21 protein-coding genes are annotated in these 19,833 nt (G+C 70.5%); 14 read left to right on the top strand and 7 right to left on the bottom strand.

All coding sequences use genetic code 11. The annotated features are described in order from the left end of the window. Positions 1–226 precede the first annotated feature (226 nt). Positions 227–1,156 carry a Ku protein gene (locus ACFXPX_RS13550; protein WP_380641142.1) on the bottom strand — a complete coding sequence of 310 codons (930 nt, stop codon included), beginning with the start codon at positions 1,154–1,156 and terminating at the stop codon, positions 227–229. A gap of 119 nt (positions 1,157–1,275) precedes the next feature. On the opposite strand from ACFXPX_RS13550, the gene ACFXPX_RS13545 reads away from it, so the two are divergent. The 5 genes from ACFXPX_RS13545 (at position 1,276) to ACFXPX_RS13525 (ending at position 3,870) form a co-directional block, all read left to right on the top strand. Next, a complete protein-coding gene (locus tag ACFXPX_RS13545; RefSeq protein WP_380641140.1) occupies positions 1,276–1,605 on the top strand; it encodes a hypothetical protein in 330 nt (109 codons plus the stop codon). After that, complete coding sequence (locus ACFXPX_RS13540; RefSeq protein WP_380641138.1) at positions 1,602–1,868, top strand: hypothetical protein; 267 nt, start codon at positions 1,602–1,604, stop codon at positions 1,866–1,868. The genes ACFXPX_RS13545 and ACFXPX_RS13540 overlap by 4 nt, the downstream gene beginning before the upstream one ends. A 461-nt stretch (positions 1,869–2,329) precedes the next feature. After that, on the top strand, positions 2,330–2,932 hold the full coding sequence (locus ACFXPX_RS13535; protein WP_380641136.1) for an RNA polymerase sigma factor: 603 nt from the start codon (positions 2,330–2,332) through the stop codon (positions 2,930–2,932). 5 nt (positions 2,933–2,937) lie between these two features. After that, positions 2,938–3,642 carry a hypothetical protein gene (locus ACFXPX_RS13530; protein WP_380641134.1) on the top strand — a complete coding sequence of 235 codons (705 nt, stop codon included), beginning with the start codon at positions 2,938–2,940 and terminating at the stop codon, positions 3,640–3,642. 60 nt (positions 3,643–3,702) lie between these two features. Continuing rightward, positions 3,703–3,870 (top strand): hypothetical protein, encoded by a 168-nt coding sequence (locus tag ACFXPX_RS13525; RefSeq protein WP_380641132.1) that lies wholly within the window; start codon positions 3,703–3,705, stop codon positions 3,868–3,870. Positions 3,871–3,881: 11 nt separating this feature from the next. Here ACFXPX_RS13525 and ACFXPX_RS13520 read toward each other — a convergent pair whose 3' ends face one another. Next, positions 3,882–5,384 carry a hypothetical protein gene (locus ACFXPX_RS13520; RefSeq protein ID WP_380641129.1) on the bottom strand — a complete coding sequence of 501 codons (1,503 nt, stop codon included), beginning with the start codon at positions 5,382–5,384 and terminating at the stop codon, positions 3,882–3,884. A 640-nt stretch (positions 5,385–6,024) separates the two neighbouring features. Here ACFXPX_RS13520 and tap point away from each other — a divergent pair. The 3 genes from tap to ACFXPX_RS13505 are packed head-to-tail and all read left to right on the top strand — an operon-like array spanning position 6,025 to position 9,219. Then, positions 6,025–8,289 (top strand): telomere-associated protein Tap, encoded by a 2,265-nt coding sequence (gene tap, locus ACFXPX_RS13515; RefSeq protein ID WP_380641127.1) that lies wholly within the window; start codon positions 6,025–6,027, stop codon positions 8,287–8,289. An 8-nt stretch (positions 8,290–8,297) separates the two neighbouring features. Further along, positions 8,298–8,852: a telomere-protecting terminal protein Tpg gene (gene tpg / locus ACFXPX_RS13510; RefSeq protein ID WP_380641125.1), complete on the top strand. Its 555-nt coding sequence runs from the start codon at positions 8,298–8,300 to the stop codon at positions 8,850–8,852. Between the two features lie 22 nt (positions 8,853–8,874). Further along, on the top strand, positions 8,875–9,219 hold the full coding sequence (locus tag ACFXPX_RS13505; protein WP_380641123.1) for a hypothetical protein: 345 nt from the start codon (positions 8,875–8,877) through the stop codon (positions 9,217–9,219). Positions 9,220–9,365: 146 nt separating this feature from the next. On the opposite strand, the gene ACFXPX_RS13500 is transcribed toward ACFXPX_RS13505, so the two are convergent. Further along, positions 9,366–9,845: a hypothetical protein gene (locus ACFXPX_RS13500; protein WP_380641121.1), complete on the bottom strand. Its 480-nt coding sequence runs from the start codon at positions 9,843–9,845 to the stop codon at positions 9,366–9,368. Next, positions 9,842–11,956 carry a hypothetical protein gene (locus ACFXPX_RS13495; RefSeq protein WP_380641119.1) on the bottom strand — a complete coding sequence of 705 codons (2,115 nt, stop codon included), beginning with the start codon at positions 11,954–11,956 and terminating at the stop codon, positions 9,842–9,844. Before ACFXPX_RS13495 ends, ACFXPX_RS13500 begins: the two co-directional genes overlap by 4 nt. A gap of 759 nt (positions 11,957–12,715) precedes the next feature. Between ACFXPX_RS13495 and ACFXPX_RS13490 the strand changes: the two genes are divergently transcribed. Continuing rightward, positions 12,716–13,666: a hypothetical protein gene (locus ACFXPX_RS13490; RefSeq protein WP_380641117.1), complete on the top strand. Its 951-nt coding sequence runs from the start codon at positions 12,716–12,718 to the stop codon at positions 13,664–13,666. A 382-nt stretch (positions 13,667–14,048) separates the two neighbouring features. After that, positions 14,049–14,990 carry a hypothetical protein gene (locus ACFXPX_RS13485; RefSeq protein WP_380641115.1) on the top strand — a complete coding sequence of 314 codons (942 nt, stop codon included), beginning with the start codon at positions 14,049–14,051 and terminating at the stop codon, positions 14,988–14,990. A 134-nt stretch (positions 14,991–15,124) separates the two neighbouring features. Here ACFXPX_RS13485 and ACFXPX_RS13480 read toward each other — a convergent pair whose 3' ends face one another. Further along, positions 15,125–15,637, bottom strand: a complete 513-nt coding sequence (locus ACFXPX_RS13480; protein ID WP_380641113.1) for a hypothetical protein — start codon at positions 15,635–15,637, stop codon at positions 15,125–15,127. A 181-nt stretch (positions 15,638–15,818) separates the two neighbouring features. On the opposite strand from ACFXPX_RS13480, the gene tpg (ACFXPX_RS13475) reads away from it, so the two are divergent. Genes tpg (ACFXPX_RS13475) through ACFXPX_RS13465 form a run of 3 tightly spaced genes read left to right on the top strand, consistent with a single transcriptional unit; the run spans position 15,819 to position 17,460 of the window. Next, complete coding sequence (tpg, locus tag ACFXPX_RS13475) at positions 15,819–16,439, top strand: telomere-protecting terminal protein Tpg (protein WP_380641111.1); 621 nt, start codon at positions 15,819–15,821, stop codon at positions 16,437–16,439. Between the two features lie 38 nt (positions 16,440–16,477). Continuing rightward, positions 16,478–16,939: a hypothetical protein gene (locus ACFXPX_RS13470; protein ID WP_380641109.1), complete on the top strand. Its 462-nt coding sequence runs from the start codon at positions 16,478–16,480 to the stop codon at positions 16,937–16,939. 17 nt (positions 16,940–16,956) lie between these two features. Continuing rightward, positions 16,957–17,460: a hypothetical protein gene (locus tag ACFXPX_RS13465; protein ID WP_380641107.1), complete on the top strand. Its 504-nt coding sequence runs from the start codon at positions 16,957–16,959 to the stop codon at positions 17,458–17,460. A 408-nt stretch (positions 17,461–17,868) separates the two neighbouring features. Here ACFXPX_RS13465 and ACFXPX_RS13460 read toward each other — a convergent pair whose 3' ends face one another. Together ACFXPX_RS13460 and ACFXPX_RS13455 are read right to left on the bottom strand one after the other, a co-directional pair. Continuing rightward, the gene (locus tag ACFXPX_RS13460; RefSeq protein ID WP_380641105.1) at positions 17,869–18,249 is read right to left on the bottom strand and encodes a MarR family transcriptional regulator; all 381 of its coding nucleotides are present in this window, start codon (positions 18,247–18,249) and stop codon (positions 17,869–17,871) included. Then, positions 18,246–18,725: a transcriptional regulator gene (locus ACFXPX_RS13455; protein ID WP_380641103.1), complete on the bottom strand. Its 480-nt coding sequence runs from the start codon at positions 18,723–18,725 to the stop codon at positions 18,246–18,248. Before ACFXPX_RS13455 ends, ACFXPX_RS13460 begins: the two co-directional genes overlap by 4 nt. 923 nt (positions 18,726–19,648) lie before the next feature. Here ACFXPX_RS13455 and ACFXPX_RS13450 point away from each other — a divergent pair. Next, positions 19,649–19,833 (top strand): hypothetical protein (locus ACFXPX_RS13450; RefSeq protein ID WP_380641101.1); only part of this gene is annotated, 185 nt, incomplete at its 3' end.

The following is a 19,833-nucleotide window of genomic DNA, read 5'->3' as shown; positions in this document are numbered from 1 at the left end:
CCGCCCTGCAGACCATCACCGACGCCACCCTCCGCACCAGGCTGCGAACCGTCTACCGGCACGCCCTCGCGCTGTGACGGTGCCACCGGGCCGCCAGCGTCAATTACGCTGGCGGCCCGCCGAGTTGACAGCGTCCACAACGACCCGGCGAACGTAGTCTTCCTCGACCCTCTGGTCTGACTCAAGGCCCACGCGCTGTGCCGGAGCGGGAGGCTGGTCGCTGGCCTCATGCCCGTCTGGTCGGGCGCTTGCCGTTAGGGGCCTCGGCGGTCTTCGCCGGCGGGGCCTTGCTGGTGCTTTTGCGGGCCGGGGTCTTCTTGCCGACCAGCTTGGTGGTGCCGGTGCTCTTCACCGCGCCGCTGGTCTTCGGATGCTGCTCCTTGGCGTCGGCGAGGGCGCGCTCCAGGACAGCCATGAGGTCCATGACGGTTCCGCCGGGCGGAAGGGCGCGCGACTCGGGGGCGTGCGGGGGTTCGATCCCGGCGAGGCGGGCCTCGACGACCTGCTCGAGGGCGTGCGCGTACTCGTCGTGTTCGGCCTCGATGTGGAAGTCCGAGGTGACGGCGTCCATCAGGGTCCTGGCGAGCTGCATCTCCTTGGGGCGCAGCTGGATGCCCTCGGGGGCGATGCCCGCGGCGGAGCGGATCTCGTCCGGCCAGAGCAAGGTCTGCAGCACGATGACGTCCTGGCGCACTCGAAGGACGGCCAGGCACTCGCGGGTCCTGATCGCGACGCGGGCGACGGCGACCTGGTCGGCCTCCAGCATCGCCTGGCGCAGCAGCGCGTACGGGCGGGCGCCAGCCGGGCCGGACGGTCCCAGGTAGTAGGCCTTGTCGAAGTTGACCGGGTCCACCCGGTCGGCGTCGAGGAAGCCCAGGACCCTGATCTCCTTGGTGGTCGTGAGCGGCAGGTCGGCGAGGTCGTCCTGGGTCAGGACGACCATGCGTCCGTCCGGGGCCTCGTAGCCGTGGGCCACGTCCTCGAACTGGACCTCCGTCCCGTCCAGCTCGCACACACGCTTCTGCCGGATCCGGCCGCCGTCGGCCGCATGGACCTGGTGCAGCGGCACGGTGTGCCGTCCGGTCGCCGCGTAGACGGCCACCGGGATCGACACGAGCGAGAAGCTGATCGACAGCTTGGCGATCGCCTTCGGCATCGAATCCTCCTCTCTCCATGCTGCTCCCCCGCCCTCCGGCTGCGCGTGGTCGCGTTCGGGCCTCGGACGGGGAGGCGCCGGGTTGAATTCGAACGTGCATTCGAACTACCGTGATGGATGTGACCAGCGCACTTCCGTTCTCCCGCCCTTCGCGCCCGGACCCGATGCCCGGGGACGCCGAGCGCGCCCCGCGCGAGCTGATGTCCGGGCCCGGCCGCTGCTGGAACGTGGAGCCGCGCTGGCGCTGGGCCGAGGCCCGTCTCGGTGGGCAGTGGCGCCTGGCCCGGGTGGAGCAGTGGCGTCTGCACCAAGGGTCGACCGCCTGGGTCGCACTGATGCGCACCGGGGGCGGCCCGGACGACTGGGGCTGGTACGTCTACTCGTCGCGGACCGTCCGCAGGGCCCCGGAGCCGGCCCCGGAGTCCGCCGCAGCGGACTGGGGCTGGTGAACGCCGACAGCGCGGGCGCGGCTGGCGAACTCGCGGACACCTTGGAGGACTTCGCCGACCAGGCCGGCGCCCCCGGGGACTCCCGGGAGATCTGGGTGACCATCGGTGCCCCGCACAGCATCGAACAGCGCACCGTTGTGCTGTCGGCTGGCGTCGCCGACTGGATCGGCGAGCTGATCCGCGAGGAGGCCGAGACGCTGGTGTCCGGCAAACCTGGTTGTGGCGCTCGGGCGGGAGGCGGCGAGCCCGACTGGTGGGCCTGATCGTCCCGTTCGCCTCCGGCATTGTTCCAGGCCCCTCGTCGGACCCGCGCTGTTCGAACACCGCGTGGTAACGCCTCCAGGACTTGAAGGCTTTTGGCCTGTCGGCAGAGCCTCCGCTCCCACGTCCCTGATTCATCAGCCTGGTGGCGAGATGGTGAACGACTTCAAACCTCGGAATGTCACGCTCCGCAACTCTTTACCTTCGAGCCGTGAACGAACGTGCTGTTCGACGGATTAGATGCTGTTCGTCAGCACGCTCCGGTCGCAGATCCCCACGGAGCGTTACGGCGCAACCATTCTGGTGAAGAGTTAGGACCCCCTCGCCGATGACCCCCCATACCCCTGCCCCGCGGCCGCTCACCGACCGGCACGTTCCCGCATCCCCCGCCCTCGCAGCACCCGGGATCAGCTGCCCGGTCCGCCCGCGCGGCAACGTCCCGGACCCGACCGGGGAGGCGTGAATGAGCGAATCGCCCTTCGCCGACGCCGCGGGGACGGCCCCCCGGGTGGAACTGCCCATAACGCTCATCGGTTTCCAGGAGCTCCACGCCGAGCCGTACTTCCAGTACACCCTCACCAACCTCGGGGATCAGAACCTGGCCCAGCGACTGGTCAGCGAGGTGTTCCTGCGCCTTGGTGAGTGCTGGGACCAGGTGTTGAACAAGCCCAACCCGGCCGCCTACGCCTGGGCGGCCCTGCGCCACGCGGTGGAGGCCGAGCGGGCCCGCCGCGACGAGCACCTCGCGCTGGTCGAGCGCGTCGCCTTCTCCGTCGCCCTGCGCCTGGAGGCCGAGCCGCTGCTTCACGACCTGAGCGCGAGCGTCGCCAACCTGGAGAAGGGCATCACGCTGGGAGCCGCGATCCTGGAGCTCTCGGGCGCGAAGTTCGACGTCGTCGTCCTGCGCTACATCAACGGCCTCACCATCGCCCGCACCGCGCGGGCGATGGGTGTCGACGAGGCCACCGTACGCTCCCTCACCTCCCAGGCCCGTTCCAAGATCGAGGCCCGTCTCAAGCCGCGCCGCGTTCTCCGCCCCGGCCCCGCCACGCACGACCAGGAGTAACCCCGGTGACCGACAACATCGACCGCCTGCTCAAAGCCGCCGGCCCAGCCCCCGGCCCCCGCCCCCAGTACGACCTCGAAGCGGGCCGGCGCTACATCACCGAGAGACTGGCCGCCCGTCAGCCCCCCACGACGCCGCCGTCCTGCCCGTGCACGCCCAGGACCGCGTCCCTGCCGACACCCGCAAGCATCCACGACGACGCCACCCGAGACCTGCGCGCCCTGGAGACCCTCGTCATCAACGAGCCGGAATCGGGAGAACTGCTGGCCGGTCTGGTGGACGAGTGGGTCGAACCGCGCGGCGGCCTCGTCTTCGCCTGCCTGCTGGACCTCACCGGCCTGTACCGCGAAGCGCAGTGGTGGTGGCAGTTCGCCGCCGGCGCTGGCGACCTCACCGCCGCCTACTGCCTCTATCTCCACCACATGCGCCTGGGCGAGCTGCGCGAGGCGGAGCACTGGTTCCGCCAAGCCGCCCGCCTGGACGGCCCGGCCCTCACGCCGGCCCACGCGGTCCCGGACCTGCCCGGATACCTTCACGCCGTGCCGGCCATCGCCCCGCCCCTGCCCGACACCGACAGCCTCCCCCGACCCGACCACGCGCTGCGCGAAGCCATCGACGGCCTGCCCGCCCACCGCGACGACATCTGCGGCTCCTTCAGCCTGCCCACCGAGGCCATCGCCGACCAGCTCCAAGAACTCGTCTGCCCGTAGAGGACCACCGCGGCGCCCGGCCAACCGGGCACCGCACCGCCCTCCCCGACGAAAGGCACCATGATGCCCACCGTGCTCCAGCACGCCGCGCTCATCACCGCGGCCAGCGCCGCCTGGTACACCCTCGCGGTCAGCGCAGCAGCCCTGACCGCCGTCGCCGCCCGCAGCGACGCCCGCCGTCGCGACGCCCGGGAGGTACTCAAAGTGCTCGTACGACGCAACCGCTGAACAACCGGACCTCACCCAGCCGCTGCTGCGCCCTGGTGGTCAACCTTGGTGGCCGGGCGCGGTTGTTCCGAGGCTTCGGTGTAGCCGGGCAGGTGGACTGTCGGAGGGCGCGACGGAGGCGGAGGGGCGTTGGTCGGCCGGGGCGCCGCGGGGGCGGCGGCTGCCGGTGGAGCGAGCAGGTAGTCGTCGGGCTCCGGGGCGGGATGCTGGACCGGTACGCGTCCGGGATCTTCCGCAGGGGCCGATTCGGAGGGTGCGGTCAGCGGGGACATGGTCGACGGCTCGTGGTCGTCTGTCTTGGAGCGCGGTCGCGTACCAGCTGGCAGTTCAGTGGCCAGGGTACGGGCGGTGAGGTCCATGCCGATGGGCGGGACGAAGGACGCGGCGGGCTCTGCGGCGGCCGCAGACTGGGCGACGGAGAGCTGCTGGTCCGGCGCGACGTCGTTCGGTACCGGAGCAGGTCGGGCCTGGGAAAGCGGGCGCGGGCGAACTGGTGTCGTCGTGCGGGCCGTTCCGGGGCGGCGCGTGGGCGCTGCAGGGGCGCCGCGGCGCGGGGGAGGAGGAACGGTTCCGGTGCCGGGTGGAAGCGGCCGGGGACAGGAGATGTCGCGGGGCGCGCCGGTGCCGGGGTCGGTGTCCCAGTAGGCGAGCTGCCAGTGGGCTTCCAGCCAGAGGCGGACCTCGTTCGCCTCAGGCCAGAGCTTCCAGGTGCCGATCGCGAGAATGTGCCGGCCAGGGCGCAGCTGATCGAGCAGGACGGGGTGCTGGGTGCGAAGGCGGACGCTGAAGGGCTGGCCGCCATCGTGCGGGCGTTGTCCGGTGGCGAGGGTGGCGTACGCCTTGCCGCCCTTGCTGTCGACGCGGGTGACGGTGCCGTAGAACGCGACGGGGTGCCGTGGGGGCCAGCCGCCCGCGAGGACCTGGTGGAGGTCGGCGGCGGTATCGGGGTGGTAGCAGAACCGGTGCCAGGGGATCGGCTTGGTGGTGTCGCCGTAGACGACGGAGAACATCTCGACGGCTTCATCGTTGAAGCCGTGCAGTTGCAGGAAGTGCACGATCTTCGCGGCGGAGTTCAGCGCCGGCGGGATCAGGGGTCGCGTGGTGGTGAAGGTGAGCGATCGGGTGCCCGCGGCGGCCTCGCCGTCGGCGGGCTGCGGCGTCTTCACCATGGAAGAGCCGAGGTCGCCGGGGACGACCAGGCGCAGTCGGGCACCGTCCTCGGCCTGGGCCAGGCCCTGGGAGCCGCGGGCGATGGCCTTGACGACCTCGGTGGGGTTGTACCCGCAGTCGGCCGCGTGGTGCTGCTTGGGGTAGAGGGCGAAGTGGGCGCCGACCCTGGTGGGGTTGGGCCCGTCCTCGCCCTTGAAGTAGGCGGGCACCAACTTCACGTTGGCCTCGCAGTAGCGGCACAACAGGGGTTTCGCTTCCGGGGGCAGCGGGTCGGTCCGGGAAGCCCGGATCTTCGCCCCCTGCTGGGTGCGTGCCTCGAGCATCGCGTAGACGGTCTTGGCCATGTTCCCGCTCCCCCTTCGGATCCGTGTGTCCGATCATGCCGACTTCGGAGGGAGTTCCGGGTGCGAACCGGCGAACGGACCGCTGGCCCGGCCCACCTGCCGGTGCGGCTGCTGCCGGCTCCGGACGGGCACCGGCTGAGCACCGAGGCCGACGATCAGGCCGCCGCCTGGCCCCGCGACCGCACCCCGTCCCGGCGACGCCGAGCAGGCACCGCGCGAGTTGATGTCCGGTCCCGGCCGGTACCAGAACGTCACCCCTCCGACAGCCGGGAGGCCGGGGGGCCAGGACATGGCGGGGCGCCCCCGGGTACCACCCCTGCCTTCGGGAGCCTGTGCCCTGGGCAGGGGTAACCGGTGGTCGGGGTGATCTATCCGGCGGCTGCTGCCTGGATTTCGCGGACCGGCGCGCCGAGTCGGGTGCGGCCGGGCGTGCGGCTGCGGTGCGGCGGAGCGTCAGGCAGCGGGCAGGCCGGCGAGGCGGTCATAGGCCGGGTCGCCTGGGAAGGCGACGGATTCGATGTGCTGGGGCGGGATCGGCTGCCGGTCGCACTCTCATCAAGGGTTAAATTTTCCGGTTAAGGAAACTGGTTAACTTGGAGGGCTAATGGTGTGTTAGGTTGGGTCCTGGAGGTGAGGCTTCATGCCTACGCAGGACGAACTCTTCGCGGCGGTGGACGCGCTACTGGCCGGGACCGAGCCGGGTCCGCAGCTCCCGGAGCCGGCCGAGCGGGCGCGCCTTCGGGAGGCCGCCGGGGTCACCCAGGCGCAGCTGGCGAAGGTGCTGCAGAGCACGACCCAGACGGTGAAGAACTACGAGAACGGCCGCTCGACGCCGAAGCCGCCTCGCTTGGAGGCGTACGCGCGGCTGCTGGAGGGCTGGGCGGCGAAGTACCCGGCGCCGGAAACCGTCCCGGCCGCACAGACCGTCGACCAGGTCCCGGTGGCCTTCGCCCCGGCGCCCGCCCCGGCCTCGCCGCCGGAGGCCGATCCGGAGCCCGTCGCCGCCCCGGTGGAGGAAGCCGTTGAGGCCGCCCCGCAGGCCCCCGCCGTTCCGGCCCGGCCCGCTGCGGCCCGCCCGGGAGGGCAGGCATTGCGCCGTGCCGCGCGTCCGGCGCCGCACTTCGACGGCCAGTTCCCCAACGGGCCGCTCGTGGTGCTGGACGGCGACGGCACCGCGTACGGGGTCGGCGGCCTGGTGCTGGAGTGCCCGGCGACCACGCTGGCGCAGCTGGTCACCTGGGCGCTGACCGACTCCGGTCTGGGCACGGCCCGGTTGAACCGCAACGGCCGGAACGGCGACCCGCTGGTCGTGCTGACCGCCGAGGCCGCCGCCAAGTTCGGGTTGCCGGCCACGCTGGACGACGACCCGGCGACGATGCGCTCGCAGCGGCTGCCGGAGGACCACAAGGTGGTCAAGGCACTGGCCCGCTCGAAGTGGCAGCTCACCCGCCGCGGCTTCGGACCCTGGGCCCGGATCTACCGGCCGGTCAAGGACGGCCAGCGCCAGTGCGTGCAGCTCGCCGTACTGCCGTGGCGGGCCCTGGACACCCGCGCCTGGGGCAACGCCGACCAGCTCCCGGCCCCGGACCTGGCCCGCGTCCTCGGCGTCTACGCCCAGCGGGTCATCACCCCGCGGGGCTCCACCGCAACCTGCGGCCTGGAGCTGATGACCGCGCTGCGCCCGCCGACGCGGGCGGTGCGCGACGAGGCCACGGGCGGGTGGGTGTCCGGGCCGAACCCGGGCGCGCTGACCGACGTCTACGAGGCAGCGCCCCCGGAGGTCCTCACCGAGCACCCGGCCGCGCAGGGCTGGACCGGCGGATTCCTGAACGAGGAGTCGTACCAGTGGATCCGCCCGGTGGAGACGCTCTCCGAGGCGGAGATGGTGGAGCCGTTCGCGGTGGGCATCGACATCAACACCGCCTACCTGGCAGCCGCCGCCCGCCTGTCGGTGGGCCTGTCCGGCCCCATCCACGTCAGCCGCCCGGACTTCGACAGGAAGACGGCCGGCTCCTGGCTGGTGGACCTGTCCCACATCCCGACCGATCCGCGCCTGCCCTCGCCGTTCACCCCGACCGGCCAGCCGCCGACGGGCCCGGGCTGGTACACCACCACCACGGTGGCGTACGCCCTCGAGCTCGGCCACGACGTCCGCCCGATCGAGGCGTACCTGCGCGAGAAGGCCGGCGCGTACCTGGACCCGTGGCACGACCGCCTGCGCGAGGCCTACGTGACCACGATGGCCGAGGCCGGCATCCCGGTCGAGAAGGACACCGACGAGCGCGCCTTCCTCGCCGCGATGACCGCCCACCGCCTCCTCAAGAGCGCCGGCGCGGACCTGGACGCGCTGCGCACCGCGCTCACGGCCGAGGGCCTGGAGCACCTGGCGCAGATGGGCGACGACCAGCTCGCCTCGGCCGCGTGGCGCCACCACCAGATCGCCGTGGTGCTGTCCGCGGTGAAGTCGACGGTGAAGTTCGGGATCGGGAAGCTGCGCGAGCGCCCACAGGGCCTGAACTACAAGCCGGGCGATCCGTGGTCGGCCCTGGAGCGGCCGACCTGGCGTCCGGACATCCGGGCCGCGGTCATCGCCAAGGCCCGCGTCAACATGCACCGCAAGATGGCCAACGTGGCGAAGGCGAACGGCCGCTACCCGCTCGGCGTCAACAACGACTGCGTCGTCTACGCCTCCCCGACCCCGGACCCGTTCGGCTTCCTGCCGCTCACCGGCTCCGGCAAGGGCGTACTGCCCGGCACGTTCCGCCTCGGCGCTACCCCGGGCCTGGCCAAGGTCGAGGGCGTCCAGAGCATGCTGACCGTCGTCGACTGGCTGGAGCGCGACCAGCCCGTCAACCCGGCCCGGCACATCAAGGGCTACGACGCCAACGAAGTCGACGGGAAGTAGGAGGGGCCGTGGAGGAGATCACCGACGCGATCGACCGGGCGGCGCCCGAGCACTTCACCCAGGCCCTGCCGAAGTCCGCGCAGGCCCAGATGCGGGCGTTGGTCAAGGCCGCCAAGGGCGACAAGAAGGCCGTCGCGGCCCGCCTCGGCGTCGACGCGAACACCGTGCGCCGCTACCTCAAGGGCGAGCGCAAGCACCCGCGCTCCGCGCTGCGCGAGGCCCTGGCCCGCGAGCTGAGCCGGGTGTGGCAGCCCGGGATCCGCCGCCAGGCCCGCAAGAAGGCCTCCAGCACCAGCGGCATCACCGTCGAGGTGTGGGCGTACTTCGGCTACACCGCCCCGGTCGGAACGACCGACGAGGCCCGGCTGCGGCACCTGACCGTCCACCTTCCCCCGGCCTACGCCGAACGTCTCTTCGCCGCCCAGGACCGAGGGGAAAGCGACCAAGAGATGCGCAAGATCATGGCCGAGGGATTCCAGGAAATCTATTTCAAGAGCGGCGGACGCGCCAACGAACTCGAAGTCGAATTCACCGGAATCAAGGCAATCGACGTCCAGTACTGAGCCCCGAAGGAGAAATACATCGATGAACTCCCTAGACGGCTACGCCGACGAAGTTCAGGCCGGCACCGTCCCGGCCGACGCCGACTGGAATACCAAGCGGCTGGCCAGCCTTGCCGTGCACGGGCTGCGCCGCACCCTGGCCGCGGGCGGCGAAGTCGAGCTGCCGCCCGCCGAGGAGCTGGCCGCCCTGGTCGCCGAGTTCGACCGGATGCGGGCGGTGGTGGCCGCATCGTGGAGGCAGGCCGCTGTGCAGCTGGCAGCCGTCCCACATGAGCCCACCGCGCTGACCGGCCCGTACTGGTACGGCCAGGGCTGGGACGACGCCGTGCACCACCTGCATGACATGGCCGACGGCATGGAGCCGTAGAGCCTGCCAGGGAAAGACGTGGGCCCGTTCCCGGCATTGGAGCTGCCGGGAACGGGCCCACGTCCGTATTCTCCTGCCTGCATCAACGCCCGGGACGCAGCAGGCTGCTTGCTGGTCCTGAGCAACGATGCGGGCGGGCGGTGGGCCTACGCCGTCAGGGAGGCGGCGAGGGTAGCTGGCGGTTGCATGAAGTCGATTCGCGGGTGGGCTCTGCCCTCCAGCGGAGCGAGATAGCGGGCCGCCCAGCCTTCGGCGGCGTGGACGATCTCCGGCGGCGCGTCGGCCCGTATGGGCAGCACGGTCAGCAGAGCCCACCCGCTACGGCGGGCCGTCCCTTCGGTGAGGTGCTGATGGTGCTCGGCGAGCCGGTCACCGACCGCCGTCACGGACGGGCGGCACACGCTGCCGACGTAGCGGCAGCAGTACCGGACATCCCATGCGACGTACACGGCGTTCGGTGCCGTGATGCCGCGTCGGGCGGCCTCGACCGTGGCGCGACAAGTCAGGCCGGCCAGCAGGCCGCCGTCCTGGTCCAGCGCGCTGGCATCGAGCAGTGGCGCCAGTGTTCGGACGACGGGGGCAAGCCGGCGGCGGATCTGCTGCGGGATCTGGACGGTGGGGCTCACGCGTCGTCACCGTCCCCGTCGTCGTCCAGGTCGAGCACCATGGTCCGCGCGGGGCCGTAGGCGAGGAGGATGTCGTCGACCTTCTTCAGGTGCTCGCGCAGCATCTCCACGCCGTCGGGGCTGCCGAAGATCTCCCGGCCGCGGGCGTGGGTCCGGGTCATCTTGGCGAGCGTGTTCGCGGCCTTGCGCGCGTTCTTCACCGACTCGTCCAGCAGCCGGCGCTGGCGGACGTCCTCCGGGTCGGCGTTGCCCCCGCTGCCCTTGTTGTTACCGAGCTTCTCCCGGTTCAGGGCGATCTCGGCCTCGGCGTGAACCGGGTCGGCCGCGTAGACCAGGTCCCACTCGTAGTCGATGGTGACCTTCGCGCCGGCCTTGTCGACGATGGGCTCGCCGTCGTGGACGAGCACGCCGTCGACCTCGCGCTCGACGGTGTGGAACTGCTTGGGCAGGATGCTGGGGTCAGCCGCCACGTGCGCGTACGCGATGGAGTGGAGCATCCGCAGCCCACCGCAGGTGGCGGCCAGCATGTCCAGCAGCTTGTTCGGAGTGGCTCGGAACGGTGCCTTGGCAGCCTCCTTGACGAGGCCGGGCTTGGAGCCGCGGTCCCGGGTGATGTACCCGTCGAGGATCGCGGCCGTGCCTCCGAGGACGGTCAGTTCGGCGACCGCGGCCGCTTCGTCGTTCTCGGCCCGCTTGAGGATCTCGTCGAGGACCTGGAGGGCATCACTGCCGGCGGTCAGCTGCCACGGCCGCTTCCACACCGTGTCGGTGATCGTGCCGCCGTTGCCAAACGCGCGGACGGCCTGGTCGATCCGCTCCGAGCTGCGGTAAGCCGACAAGGCCATGGGCGCCAGGCGGTCGCTGACCTGCTGGCGGTCGGCCCGGCGAATGCCGAACTCCTGCTTGATGAGCAGGTTCATTTGCTCTGCCTGGCCGGCCAGCACTGCGTGCTGGTGGAGGGCTGCCGACCACAGCCGGTGCGGCGGCAGTTCGAGCGTCGTGTGCATCGTCCCGGCGCCGACTGCTCCGAGCAGCACGCGGTAGACGTCCTCCTCGATCAGCCCGGTGCGGAGGGCGTGCCGGTAGACGCGCTGCATGCCCTGGGTGTTCTGTGCGCCGTCGGTCCACGGGGTGACGTGGACGTGGAGGTTGGCGACCAGATCGTCGCGAGCAGCAATCAGGTCGGGCAGGCGGGAGCCATCCTCCGCGACCGCTCCGACGATCACCATGGCGGGGAAGGTGAGCGTGTGGCCCTCCCGGCGGGTTGCCTCGGTGAGCGTCGGCTCGGCCAGGCCGCGGCGGACGCGGGCTGCCATGTCCGCGACCTTCGTGCGGGCTGCGCGCTGGTCGGCGGGGCGGCGCGCCCCGTGCCGATCGACCGGGCCGATCACGGCAGCCACGCACGCGGCGGCCGCTGCGTCGATGTCACCACCGGTGCGGGCCAGCCACATGCTCACGAGTCGGCTGTTGCCGTCACCGGCGACGGTGTAGGTCTCCTCGACGCCGTCGTCGTACACGACGCGCACCAGGAACAGCGTCATCGGTTCCTTGATGCCCTGCTGCAGGACGCTCTCGGTGTAGACGTTCTTGCCGCCCTGGGCGTGGAACGTCTTGCGCATGCTCTCGGTCACCGCGTCGGCCAGGGCCTTGCGGTCTGCCAGCCGGACCACGAAGAGCGCCTGGGGCTGCCCGGTCTCCGGCTCGGTCAACGTCTTGTAGGTGACAGGAACGACCGTCGCGGGCTTCTCGTCCATGGCGGTGCGCACCTGGTCCGCCCAGCGTTGATTGACGAAGTCGGGCAGCACGTCCAGGTTGAGGTAGCGCCGGTGCGGCGGGATCGCGTACAGGGTCCCGCCGACGACCGGCTTGGTCATGAGGAGGCCGGCCGCCGCCGTCTCGCCCTGCGCCTCGACCAGCTTCTTGACCAGCACGGGGTCCACCGCACCGGCGGTGACGACGCTAGCCGCGTCCGCGTCCAGGGAGTTTACGGGGTTCTCCAGCAACTCCTTGCGGGATCCACGCAGCTGAGCGACCGGCACCGGATCGGGCACCGCGTCGGGCCGACGGAGCAGCGGAGGAAGGTTGTCGTTCTCGAAATCGTCGAGGTTCATCGCATCGCCCTTTCACAGACCGACGCGCCACAGGCCGAGCCTGCCGTCCCGGCAACCGTGCCGAGGACTCCACTGCGCGCCGTCACAAGGGCGGCGAGCGCCGTCATGATCTCCCGCCAGCTCACATGTCCAGGGTGTCCCATGCCGACCGGCATTCCACGAAACAAGGCGAGCTGCTGGTCGGCCAGGTCATCCACGACCCGGACTCCCGTCGATGACGGGCGCCAGCCACCCTTCACGCCGCAGGTCTAACCCTGCAGCGTGCAGTTCCGTATAACCGGAGCGGTGCGCGACTGGCCCAGGAACTCTGAGCCAGCACCATCGAGCATAACGCACCGTCACGCCAACCTTCGGGGGGCCGCGTGCGGCCTCCACGGCGCAACCGGGGCAAGGGCAGGCAGTCGACAACGGCGGCCCTACGGTCGTGAGGCAGTACGGGCGTCAGAAGGCGTGCGGGGCGCCAAGGACCCGACCGCCGACGATCTTGGCGCGGGCGACGATGGCGTGACCGTCGCACACTGCGTAGCCGGTGGAGCCGTCGTCGGCCTGGACGGTGCAGGTGGCCGGCTCCGGGCACGGCGCGTCAAGGCGGTCGTACGGCCAGGCGTTCAGGCAGGCCGGGTCCGTGCACCCTCCTCGCCGCGTCCGCAGCCGAAGCAGCCTTGTAAAGGCGTCGGATAGGTTGCGATATCCGACGCGATAGACCGGGACAAGACGACCCGTCACTACCAGTCGCCGGAGCGAGGGGAGCGCACCGCCATGACGGACGACCAGAAGGCCGCGACGTCGGTCGGGGACAGCACCGGGGAAGGGGTGGACCTGGACGACGAGGTGCACTACCCGCCGGTCGAGAACGCGCTCGACTACCTGGTCAGCGTGGTCGAGCACCTGCAGGGCGAGGAGGTCGGCCGCCGGGAGCTGAAGTACGCCGTGGTGCACCTGCAGGCCGCCGTCGAGTGCCTGCTCAAGTACCGGCTGGAGCAAGAGCACTGGAGCCTGGTCTTCAAGAATCCTGGCGAGGCCAAGCGCAGCGAGCTGGATGACGGCAGCCTGAGTAGCTGCACCGTGGAGCAGACCCTGACCCGGCTGACCGACATAGCCGGGGTCGCCATCGGCGAGGGGGAGAAGGCCAAGCTCAAGCAGCTGGCCAGGCTCCGCAACCAGCTCCAGCACTACGGCCGGCCTCACAATGCCAAGGTCAATCGGTACGTGATCGAGGCCAACGCCGCACAGGTACTGGAGTTCCTCATCCGTTTCCTGAACGTGGAGGTGATGCCCCACATGGCCCCGCCGGACTGGGGGGTCGCCGAGGACCTCTACCTCATCCGCGAGGGACTCAAGGAGATCCGTGGCTACGTGAAGGCGCGGCTTCACCGGCTCCGCCCCGAACTGGAGCCGGTGAAGGCCCGGACGGTCGGGTGTCTGTCCTGCCGCCAGCTCGCCATGGTCATCGGGGAAGGGGAGAAGGCCCGCTGTCTCTACTGCCACCACTGGGATCTATCCGAGAACATCGCGTACTTCTACACGCAGAATGTCCGCGATCGCAGCAACGAGTGGCTGATCGCCAACTTCGAATTGCGGGATGTGGCCGAGTGCCCGACCTGCCAGGCCAAGGCCCTGGTCCACGGAGCGCGCACCGCCGCCGACCCCGGGACCCGGGTCGACCTTTGCTTCCACTGCGGCGGGACCACCACCCGCGAGCCGGCATGAGTCTGCTGCGGCGCACTCTTCGTGCCGAAAGGTGACGAGACCGCCTGCGGCTACTGCCTGCATGCATGATCAACGAAGGCAACTGACCGGCGACGGAGAGGAGAACCTGCGGTGACCGTTGAGCCCCGAACCGGTCGTCGGGTACGTCCAGGTCACCCGATCGTGGGATCGTCGGCGGTGTCGTCTTGGCCCGCTGTGGCTACCTCGGCTACGGTCCCCCACGGCTAGACGCGTACTGCCGCTCACCGCCGTCCCAGGGCTCCACGCGGTCCGGGACCGTGGTCAAGGTCTTCCGAGACCCGCGGGTTCCCTCACCCATGTTCGAGCGGCAGTCGTACGAGCCGGCACCGGGGGCGTGGCCCGGCCGGCGGGAGACTACGTCATGCCGAAGCACCAGACCACGGCGGCCCAGGCCGCCCGCCAGGACGCCAAGACCGGCGCGAAGTACACCACCGCCCTGCGCACCCGCCGCGCCGCGGCCCCGGCCCGCACAGCGGTTGTGCGCTTCCTCGCCCAGGAGTCCGGCCACCTCTACGAGCTGATCGGCGGGATCGCAGCGGCCTGGGCCGACACCGGGCTGCGCGTCCTGCTGCTCGAGGAGACCGACAGTGGCTGGCGGTTCTCGCTCCCCACGACCCTGCCCAGGGGCCGGCGCCGTCAACCGGTCACGCGCACCGCGCCGGAGCCGGTGACCGCCGCGCTGTGGGGACAGCCGGCCGGGCCCGGCACTCTGGTGCACCACACCTGCGTGTGGGACGTCTGGGGGCCGGGCGACCGAGGGATGCCGGTACACGACCGCACACCGCTGCGCACAGCCGTCGCAGCGGCCCGCGACGCCTACGACATCGTCGTCCTGCTGCCCGACGGCTCCTGGTCCTACCCCGAGCGGGAACTGGCCACGGCCAGCATCGCGGCCATCGACCTGAACGACTTCCCGCACACGGACTGCCGGCTCGCGGTGCCCGGCACCTACGAGCATCGCGGGGCCCCGTTGTCCCCGGAACAGTGCGCCGCGGTGCTGCGCGAGCGCCACCTGTCCTTCCTCTACGGCTTCGGCCTCGCCGCCCTGCCCATCGAACCGGACGGGCTGATCTGGCAACTGCACGGCAAGGCGCCCGTCGACGACGACTACCTCGAGCGCGTCGACCGCGACATGGCCCGGGTCGGCCTGCGCACCCTCGGCTGGGCCACCACCGAGCCCCTGCCCCTCAGGCCCCGCCGTGGACTCCCCACGCCGGAGCAACTGGCCAGCCCGGACTTCGTCGGGCCGCACCGAGAGATCTCCGCGCGCCTGCTCCAGCTTCCCGGCGTCCTGCCACTCTGACCAGACCCGGCGGTCGGGTGCTCCGCGTTCCGGGCTCGATCTGGACGAAGGAGCCGTCTCAATGACGCGAGGGTGCAATGCAGACCGCATTGCACCCTCGCGTCGCTCGGCCTGGACGGCCTGTACCAACGAGGTCAGGCTTCGGAGGAGGAAGCGGTGTCGGGACGCTGGTCGGAGAAGAAGTCCAGCTTCTTCCCGAACAGTTCCTCGCGCTCGCCCGTGGGGAAGACCGTTCTCTCGTAGAGGGCGTGCTGGCAGATCAGCGATTGCTGGGGGGCGGACAGCCTGAGGCTGCACCGGGTCTCCGAGGGTTCGGTGAACCACTGCGAGATCGGCAGGCTCAGGTAGATGTCGGACCCGGTGTCCTTGTCGTAGACGAGGCGCGTCAGGCCCCCAAGGACGACCTCGTGGTTGAGCGTGCTCCGCCTGCCGGCGGGGTCGGAGAACGACACGGCCCACGACCACCTCTGGTCGTCCGAGAGCGTTGCGTTCTCCGGGATCTTGCCGTCGAAGCCAACGAGGAATTCGGCGTGGGGGCCAAGTACCGTGCGGGCCCACTCCACGTCTCCCAACCAGGGAGAGACGGAGAGAAAGCCCTCCGCGATGCTCCGTGTCTCTTCGTCGCTGATCAGGTGTTCTCCGCTCACGCTTCTCCTCCACCGGTCGGCCTGGGGCTGCAGGGAGGCTACTCCCCGTACCTCTGAAGCTGCCCGGCCCTGCCGAATCCGCCGAGCCATACCCAAAACACCTGATTTGCAGATATTCAGGACGGCTTGTGCTCGGAATCGCCGAACTCTGTCCACAGGCGCGCGGCTTCACGCTGCTCGGGTGCTAGACGACATAAACAGCGGCATAGACGGCATACCCGAAGAAGCGGTCAGCGGCCGGGCGAAGCGCGGGACGATCGCGGACGGCCTGGAGCGTGCCGAGCGCGCCCAGTTCACCGAGCCGCTCCCGGCCTCCACCCAGGAGCGCACCGGGTTCCTCCTCGGGAAGCTGAAAGGCGGCACGAAGGCCCTGGCGGCCCGTCTGGGCGTCTCCCAGCGCACCGTCCAGCGCTACCGTGCAGGAACCGTCACCAGGCCGCGAGCAGCTGCCAGGGAGGCGCTGGAGGACGAGACCTGCGAGCACTGGCAGCAGGACGTCCGCACCGAGGCCAGACACCGGGCGGCCAGCACCGGGTTCACGATCAGCACCCGCGCGACATTCGGCTTCGACGCCGGGGCCGGCACCAGCGACTCACCGCGCCCGCGCCTGCTCACCCAACGCATCTCAGGGGCCCACGCAGCCGCCATCATCGCCGCCCGCGAGGCCGGCGCCACCGACGACCAGCTCACCGACATGGTCGGCGAAGCCCTCGCCGACGCCTACTTCCGCATCGAGGGCACCGGCACCGCAGACCTGAAGGTCCGCCTCCGGGACATCGACTACATCGACATGTCCTTCTGACCCGCCCGCGACCAGCACCGACAACCAAGGACCACCTCATGACCCACCACCACTGCGGGCACGGCCACCAGGACCACGACCTGGACGAGCGGCTGCACGAGCGGTTCCACCACCTTCAGGACCACTACCGCCACGGCGGCCTGGACACCACCCTGGCCCCGCTCCCGGCCGACGAGATGGTCCTCGACCGCCTCACCGACCGCATCCCGGGCGTCCGGGCCACCGAGGACTACCTCGCGATCGAGGCCTGGCTCACCACCGCCTACACCGACCGCCGCGGCTGCTACGCCGACCCGCACATCCACGTGGGCTCCGTACTTGCCGCGATGGTCCGGGAGCGGGCCGCCTGGCTCTACCCCTGCCCCTCCGCCGACGGACTCCCAGGTTGCCCGCGGGCCTGCGCCGGCGGAGAGCACCGTGCCCAGGCCCGCGCCGCCTTCGAGCTCTCGCTGCTCCTCGAACGCGACCGCTGGGACGCCTACTGCCAGGCACGGGACTGAACAGGAGACCGCGCCCGATGAACGACGACACCACCGCCCGCAGCACCCCGCCCAACTCCGAGCGCCGCGACCAGTTGCTCCGCCTGATCGGTGAAGGCCAGCTCGACGACCTCGCCCCCGGGCCCGCCGACGAGGACCTCCTGGACGACCTCGGCCAGGCCCACCACGACGCCTGCGTCTACATCGAGGCCTGGCTCACCGCCGCCTACCTGGACGGCACGGGCTGCTACGCCGGGCCGACCGCCCGCGCGGCCTCCCGGCTTCCCGCCCTGGTGCTCGGCCACGCCGACCGCCGCTACGCCTGCCCGCCCAACTGCCCCCGCGCCGGCGCGGAGTGCGACGGCTGCGCGCAGGCCTGCGAAGGCGGGGCCCACCGCCGCCGGGCACTCCTGTCCCGGCTGTTCGCCCGGGTGCTCACCAGCCGTCAGCGGGACTCGCAGCGGCTCCTGCTCACCCCGGTCGCCGAGCCCTGCGCACCCCTGCGGCGGCCCGGCCGCCACCGGCGCCGGCCCCACCCCTGACCCGGCGGGCCGCGCACCGCCGAGGGCCCGGGCCAGAACGCACCTCGCGTTCCGGGCCGGGCCCTCGGGCTTTGTTCTGCTGCGGCAGAACGAACTGATCAACCCTGTGATAACACCGACCGGCCATGAATCAGCCCTGACCTGCTACTTTCCCCTCAAGGGGAACGATGTACGCGCATCGCGTTTGTTCTGCCCCGGCAGAACAAACCGGTACCACCAGTGCTACCGCCCGCCAGCAGTACACCGCCCTGACCTGCAGCTTTCCCCTACAGGGGAACGATGTACGCGCGAGAGCCCGGGTCCGTCCCACCGAAGCAGAACGAACCCGGGCTCTCCAGAAGCACCACCGGTCGACCAAGGGCCTCTGAGCTGTGACTTTCCCCTACAGGGGAACGATGTACGCGCAGATCAGACCCGGGGCCGCAGCTGGTGGACCTGCGCCAGCCGGCCATCGGCGACGGCCTCGTCCTCCTGGTCCACCTCGATACCCAGGGCCACCCGGCCAAGGACGTAGAAGCGGCTGCCCACGGCGGCGTGGGAGAGCTCCAGCCAGCCACCAGCAGCCAGCCGACCGATGCTCCGCGACGCACTGGTGGTGCTCAGGCCAAGCTCCCGGCCGATGTCGGTGGTCGTCTTGGTGACCGCCGCGCCCACCGGCACCGCAGTCGCGTAGTACATCAGCATCCGCAGGTCCGCTCCGGGCAGCGAACTCGCCCGGAGGAGAAGAGAGTTGATCTCGTCCGCTTCCAAGGAACGGACACCGAACTCAGCAGCAGCCGGGGAGCTCATGAGGTCTCCTTCTTCTTCCGAGGAGCGGGCTTGGGAACGGGGCAGGGAACCACTGGGTGACGTACGGACGCCGTCGCCCGACGCTGCGCCACCGCACTGCCATCGTAGGCCGCCCGGGCATTGAGCTTGTAGAACTTCACCCGGCCGATCTTCTCAGCCTCGATCAGGATGCCGCCCACGTTCAGTCTGCCGACCGACTTGCTGACCTGCGCCGGCCGGAGCCCGAGGTTCGTGCCGATCTCCCGGAAGCTCTCGCGCAGCGGCGCATCGCCCTCCGGCGAGTTGAACAGGTAGTAGCCGAAGACGTCACGGTCGTTCTGGTCGTACCCGCTGTCCTTGTGCCAGACCTTCTTGCCCAGCGCCTTGCTGACGTTGACGTGCCGGCCTCCGCCCGACCAGTCGTACGTGACGGGCTTGTCCTTCTTGTCCTCCGGCAACAGCTGCAGCTGCACGTACTCGCCGGTGCCGGTGTTCACCGCGTCCCTCGCTCGGACGGCCATACCCCTCCCTACCTCAGTCTTTCCCCTGGAGGGGAACGATGTACGCGCCGCACAGTAGCGGCGATTCCCCTATAGGGGAAAGGCGCCGCGCCGCACCCGCCGACCCCGCTGCGTTCCCCTATAGGGGAACGCAGCCGCCCAAAGTGGCATTTGAGTTGCGCTCAGCGCTACATGGACATGCCTCTGACCTGGCCAAACGTCAGATCTCTCTTAACGCATCAGGTGTAACCCCAGCCCCCGCCGTTCGCGGCACCCCTCCGCGCGGCAGCATCGGCCTCCGGCCGATCCGGCAGTCGCCGCGCCCGCTACGCTGCGCCAGGCCGGACGGCGGGTCGACTGCCCTTCCGCCGGACGTGTGAGGCTTCGCCGCGCGGAAGTCCCGGCGGGGGCTCCTCCGGACCCCGCCCCCGCCGGATCGGCACGGCGGGCTCGCCCCCGTCCACAAGCTGCGCGATGCGAGGCAGCTAGGTGCGCCCGGACCCGATTTCGACGGTTTTCCTGCTTGAATATCCCGCCATTTCATCCGCCATGTGTCTATCTCCTCCGCCTGCCACTCAACCGAATTCACCGACTGGGATTTGGGGCAAATCGCCGCGCTCCTTGGTGGTGACATCCGATCCCTGAACCTACACAGTGCATCACTGTGAGCATCAGGCTCGCCGGTCGACTCACACTCCGGGGTGATGCGTGATGGTATCGGGCATGGGTCGACACTCCGGGTGGTATGCTTTTTTCCATGCCGTTTCCCGGGGGCAGGGGATGACGGACGTTCAGGGTGGGCGGAGCGAAGCGGAGTCCACTGGGCTCGACGGTCGGGGCCAGCTTTCACCGATGGTGAGGTGACAGGGAGTGAACTGCCGGGGATAGCCTGGGATTCCTGAACCTACACAGTGCCGCGCGTGATGCACCTCCCCTCCCAGTCAGCTATCGGATTCCCGCTTGCGGGAATCCTGGAAATCTCGCGAAGCGGATTTTCCGACAGTTTTAGAATTCCGCTTGCGGAATTCAATTCCCGCGCTTGCGCGGGAATTTTGCCGGAGCGAAGCGAAGGCATTCGCTGCCCGGCGGCTTGCCGCCGGGATAC

Origin of the sequence: Kitasatospora sp. NPDC059146, assembly GCF_042786665.1 — a bacterium.
Classification (GTDB): Bacteria; Actinomycetota; Actinomycetes; order Streptomycetales; family Streptomycetaceae; genus Kitasatospora.
Note: the sequence above shows the minus strand (reverse complement) of the source record. Positions and strands in the feature narration are given on the sequence as shown.

Bases quoted from the DNA above. Each gene is read 5' to 3' on its own strand.
- ACFXPX_RS13550 (WP_380641142.1), bottom strand. From the start codon at position 1,156: ATGCCGAAGGCGATCGCCAAGCTGTCGATCAGCTTCTCGCTCGTGTCG.
- ACFXPX_RS13535 (WP_380641136.1), top strand. From the start codon at position 2,330: ATGAGCGAATCGCCCTTCGCCGACGCCGCGGGGACGGCCCCCCGGGTG.
- ACFXPX_RS13525 (WP_380641132.1), top strand. From the start codon at position 3,703: ATGATGCCCACCGTGCTCCAGCACGCCGCGCTCATCACCGCGGCCAGC.
- ACFXPX_RS13520 (WP_380641129.1), bottom strand. From the start codon at position 5,384: ATGGCCAAGACCGTCTACGCGATGCTCGAGGCACGCACCCAGCAGGGG.
- tap (WP_380641127.1), top strand. From the start codon at position 6,025: ATGCCTACGCAGGACGAACTCTTCGCGGCGGTGGACGCGCTACTGGCC.
- ACFXPX_RS13505 (WP_380641123.1), top strand. From the start codon at position 8,875: ATGAACTCCCTAGACGGCTACGCCGACGAAGTTCAGGCCGGCACCGTC.
- ACFXPX_RS13495 (WP_380641119.1), bottom strand. From the start codon at position 11,956: ATGAACCTCGACGATTTCGAGAACGACAACCTTCCTCCGCTGCTCCGT.
- ACFXPX_RS13490 (WP_380641117.1), top strand. From the start codon at position 12,716: ATGACGGACGACCAGAAGGCCGCGACGTCGGTCGGGGACAGCACCGGG.
- ACFXPX_RS13485 (WP_380641115.1), top strand. From the start codon at position 14,049: ATGCCGAAGCACCAGACCACGGCGGCCCAGGCCGCCCGCCAGGACGCC.
- ACFXPX_RS13470 (WP_380641109.1), top strand. From the start codon at position 16,478: ATGACCCACCACCACTGCGGGCACGGCCACCAGGACCACGACCTGGAC.
- ACFXPX_RS13465 (WP_380641107.1), top strand. From the start codon at position 16,957: ATGAACGACGACACCACCGCCCGCAGCACCCCGCCCAACTCCGAGCGC.
- ACFXPX_RS13460 (WP_380641105.1), bottom strand. From the start codon at position 18,249: ATGAGCTCCCCGGCTGCTGCTGAGTTCGGTGTCCGTTCCTTGGAAGCG.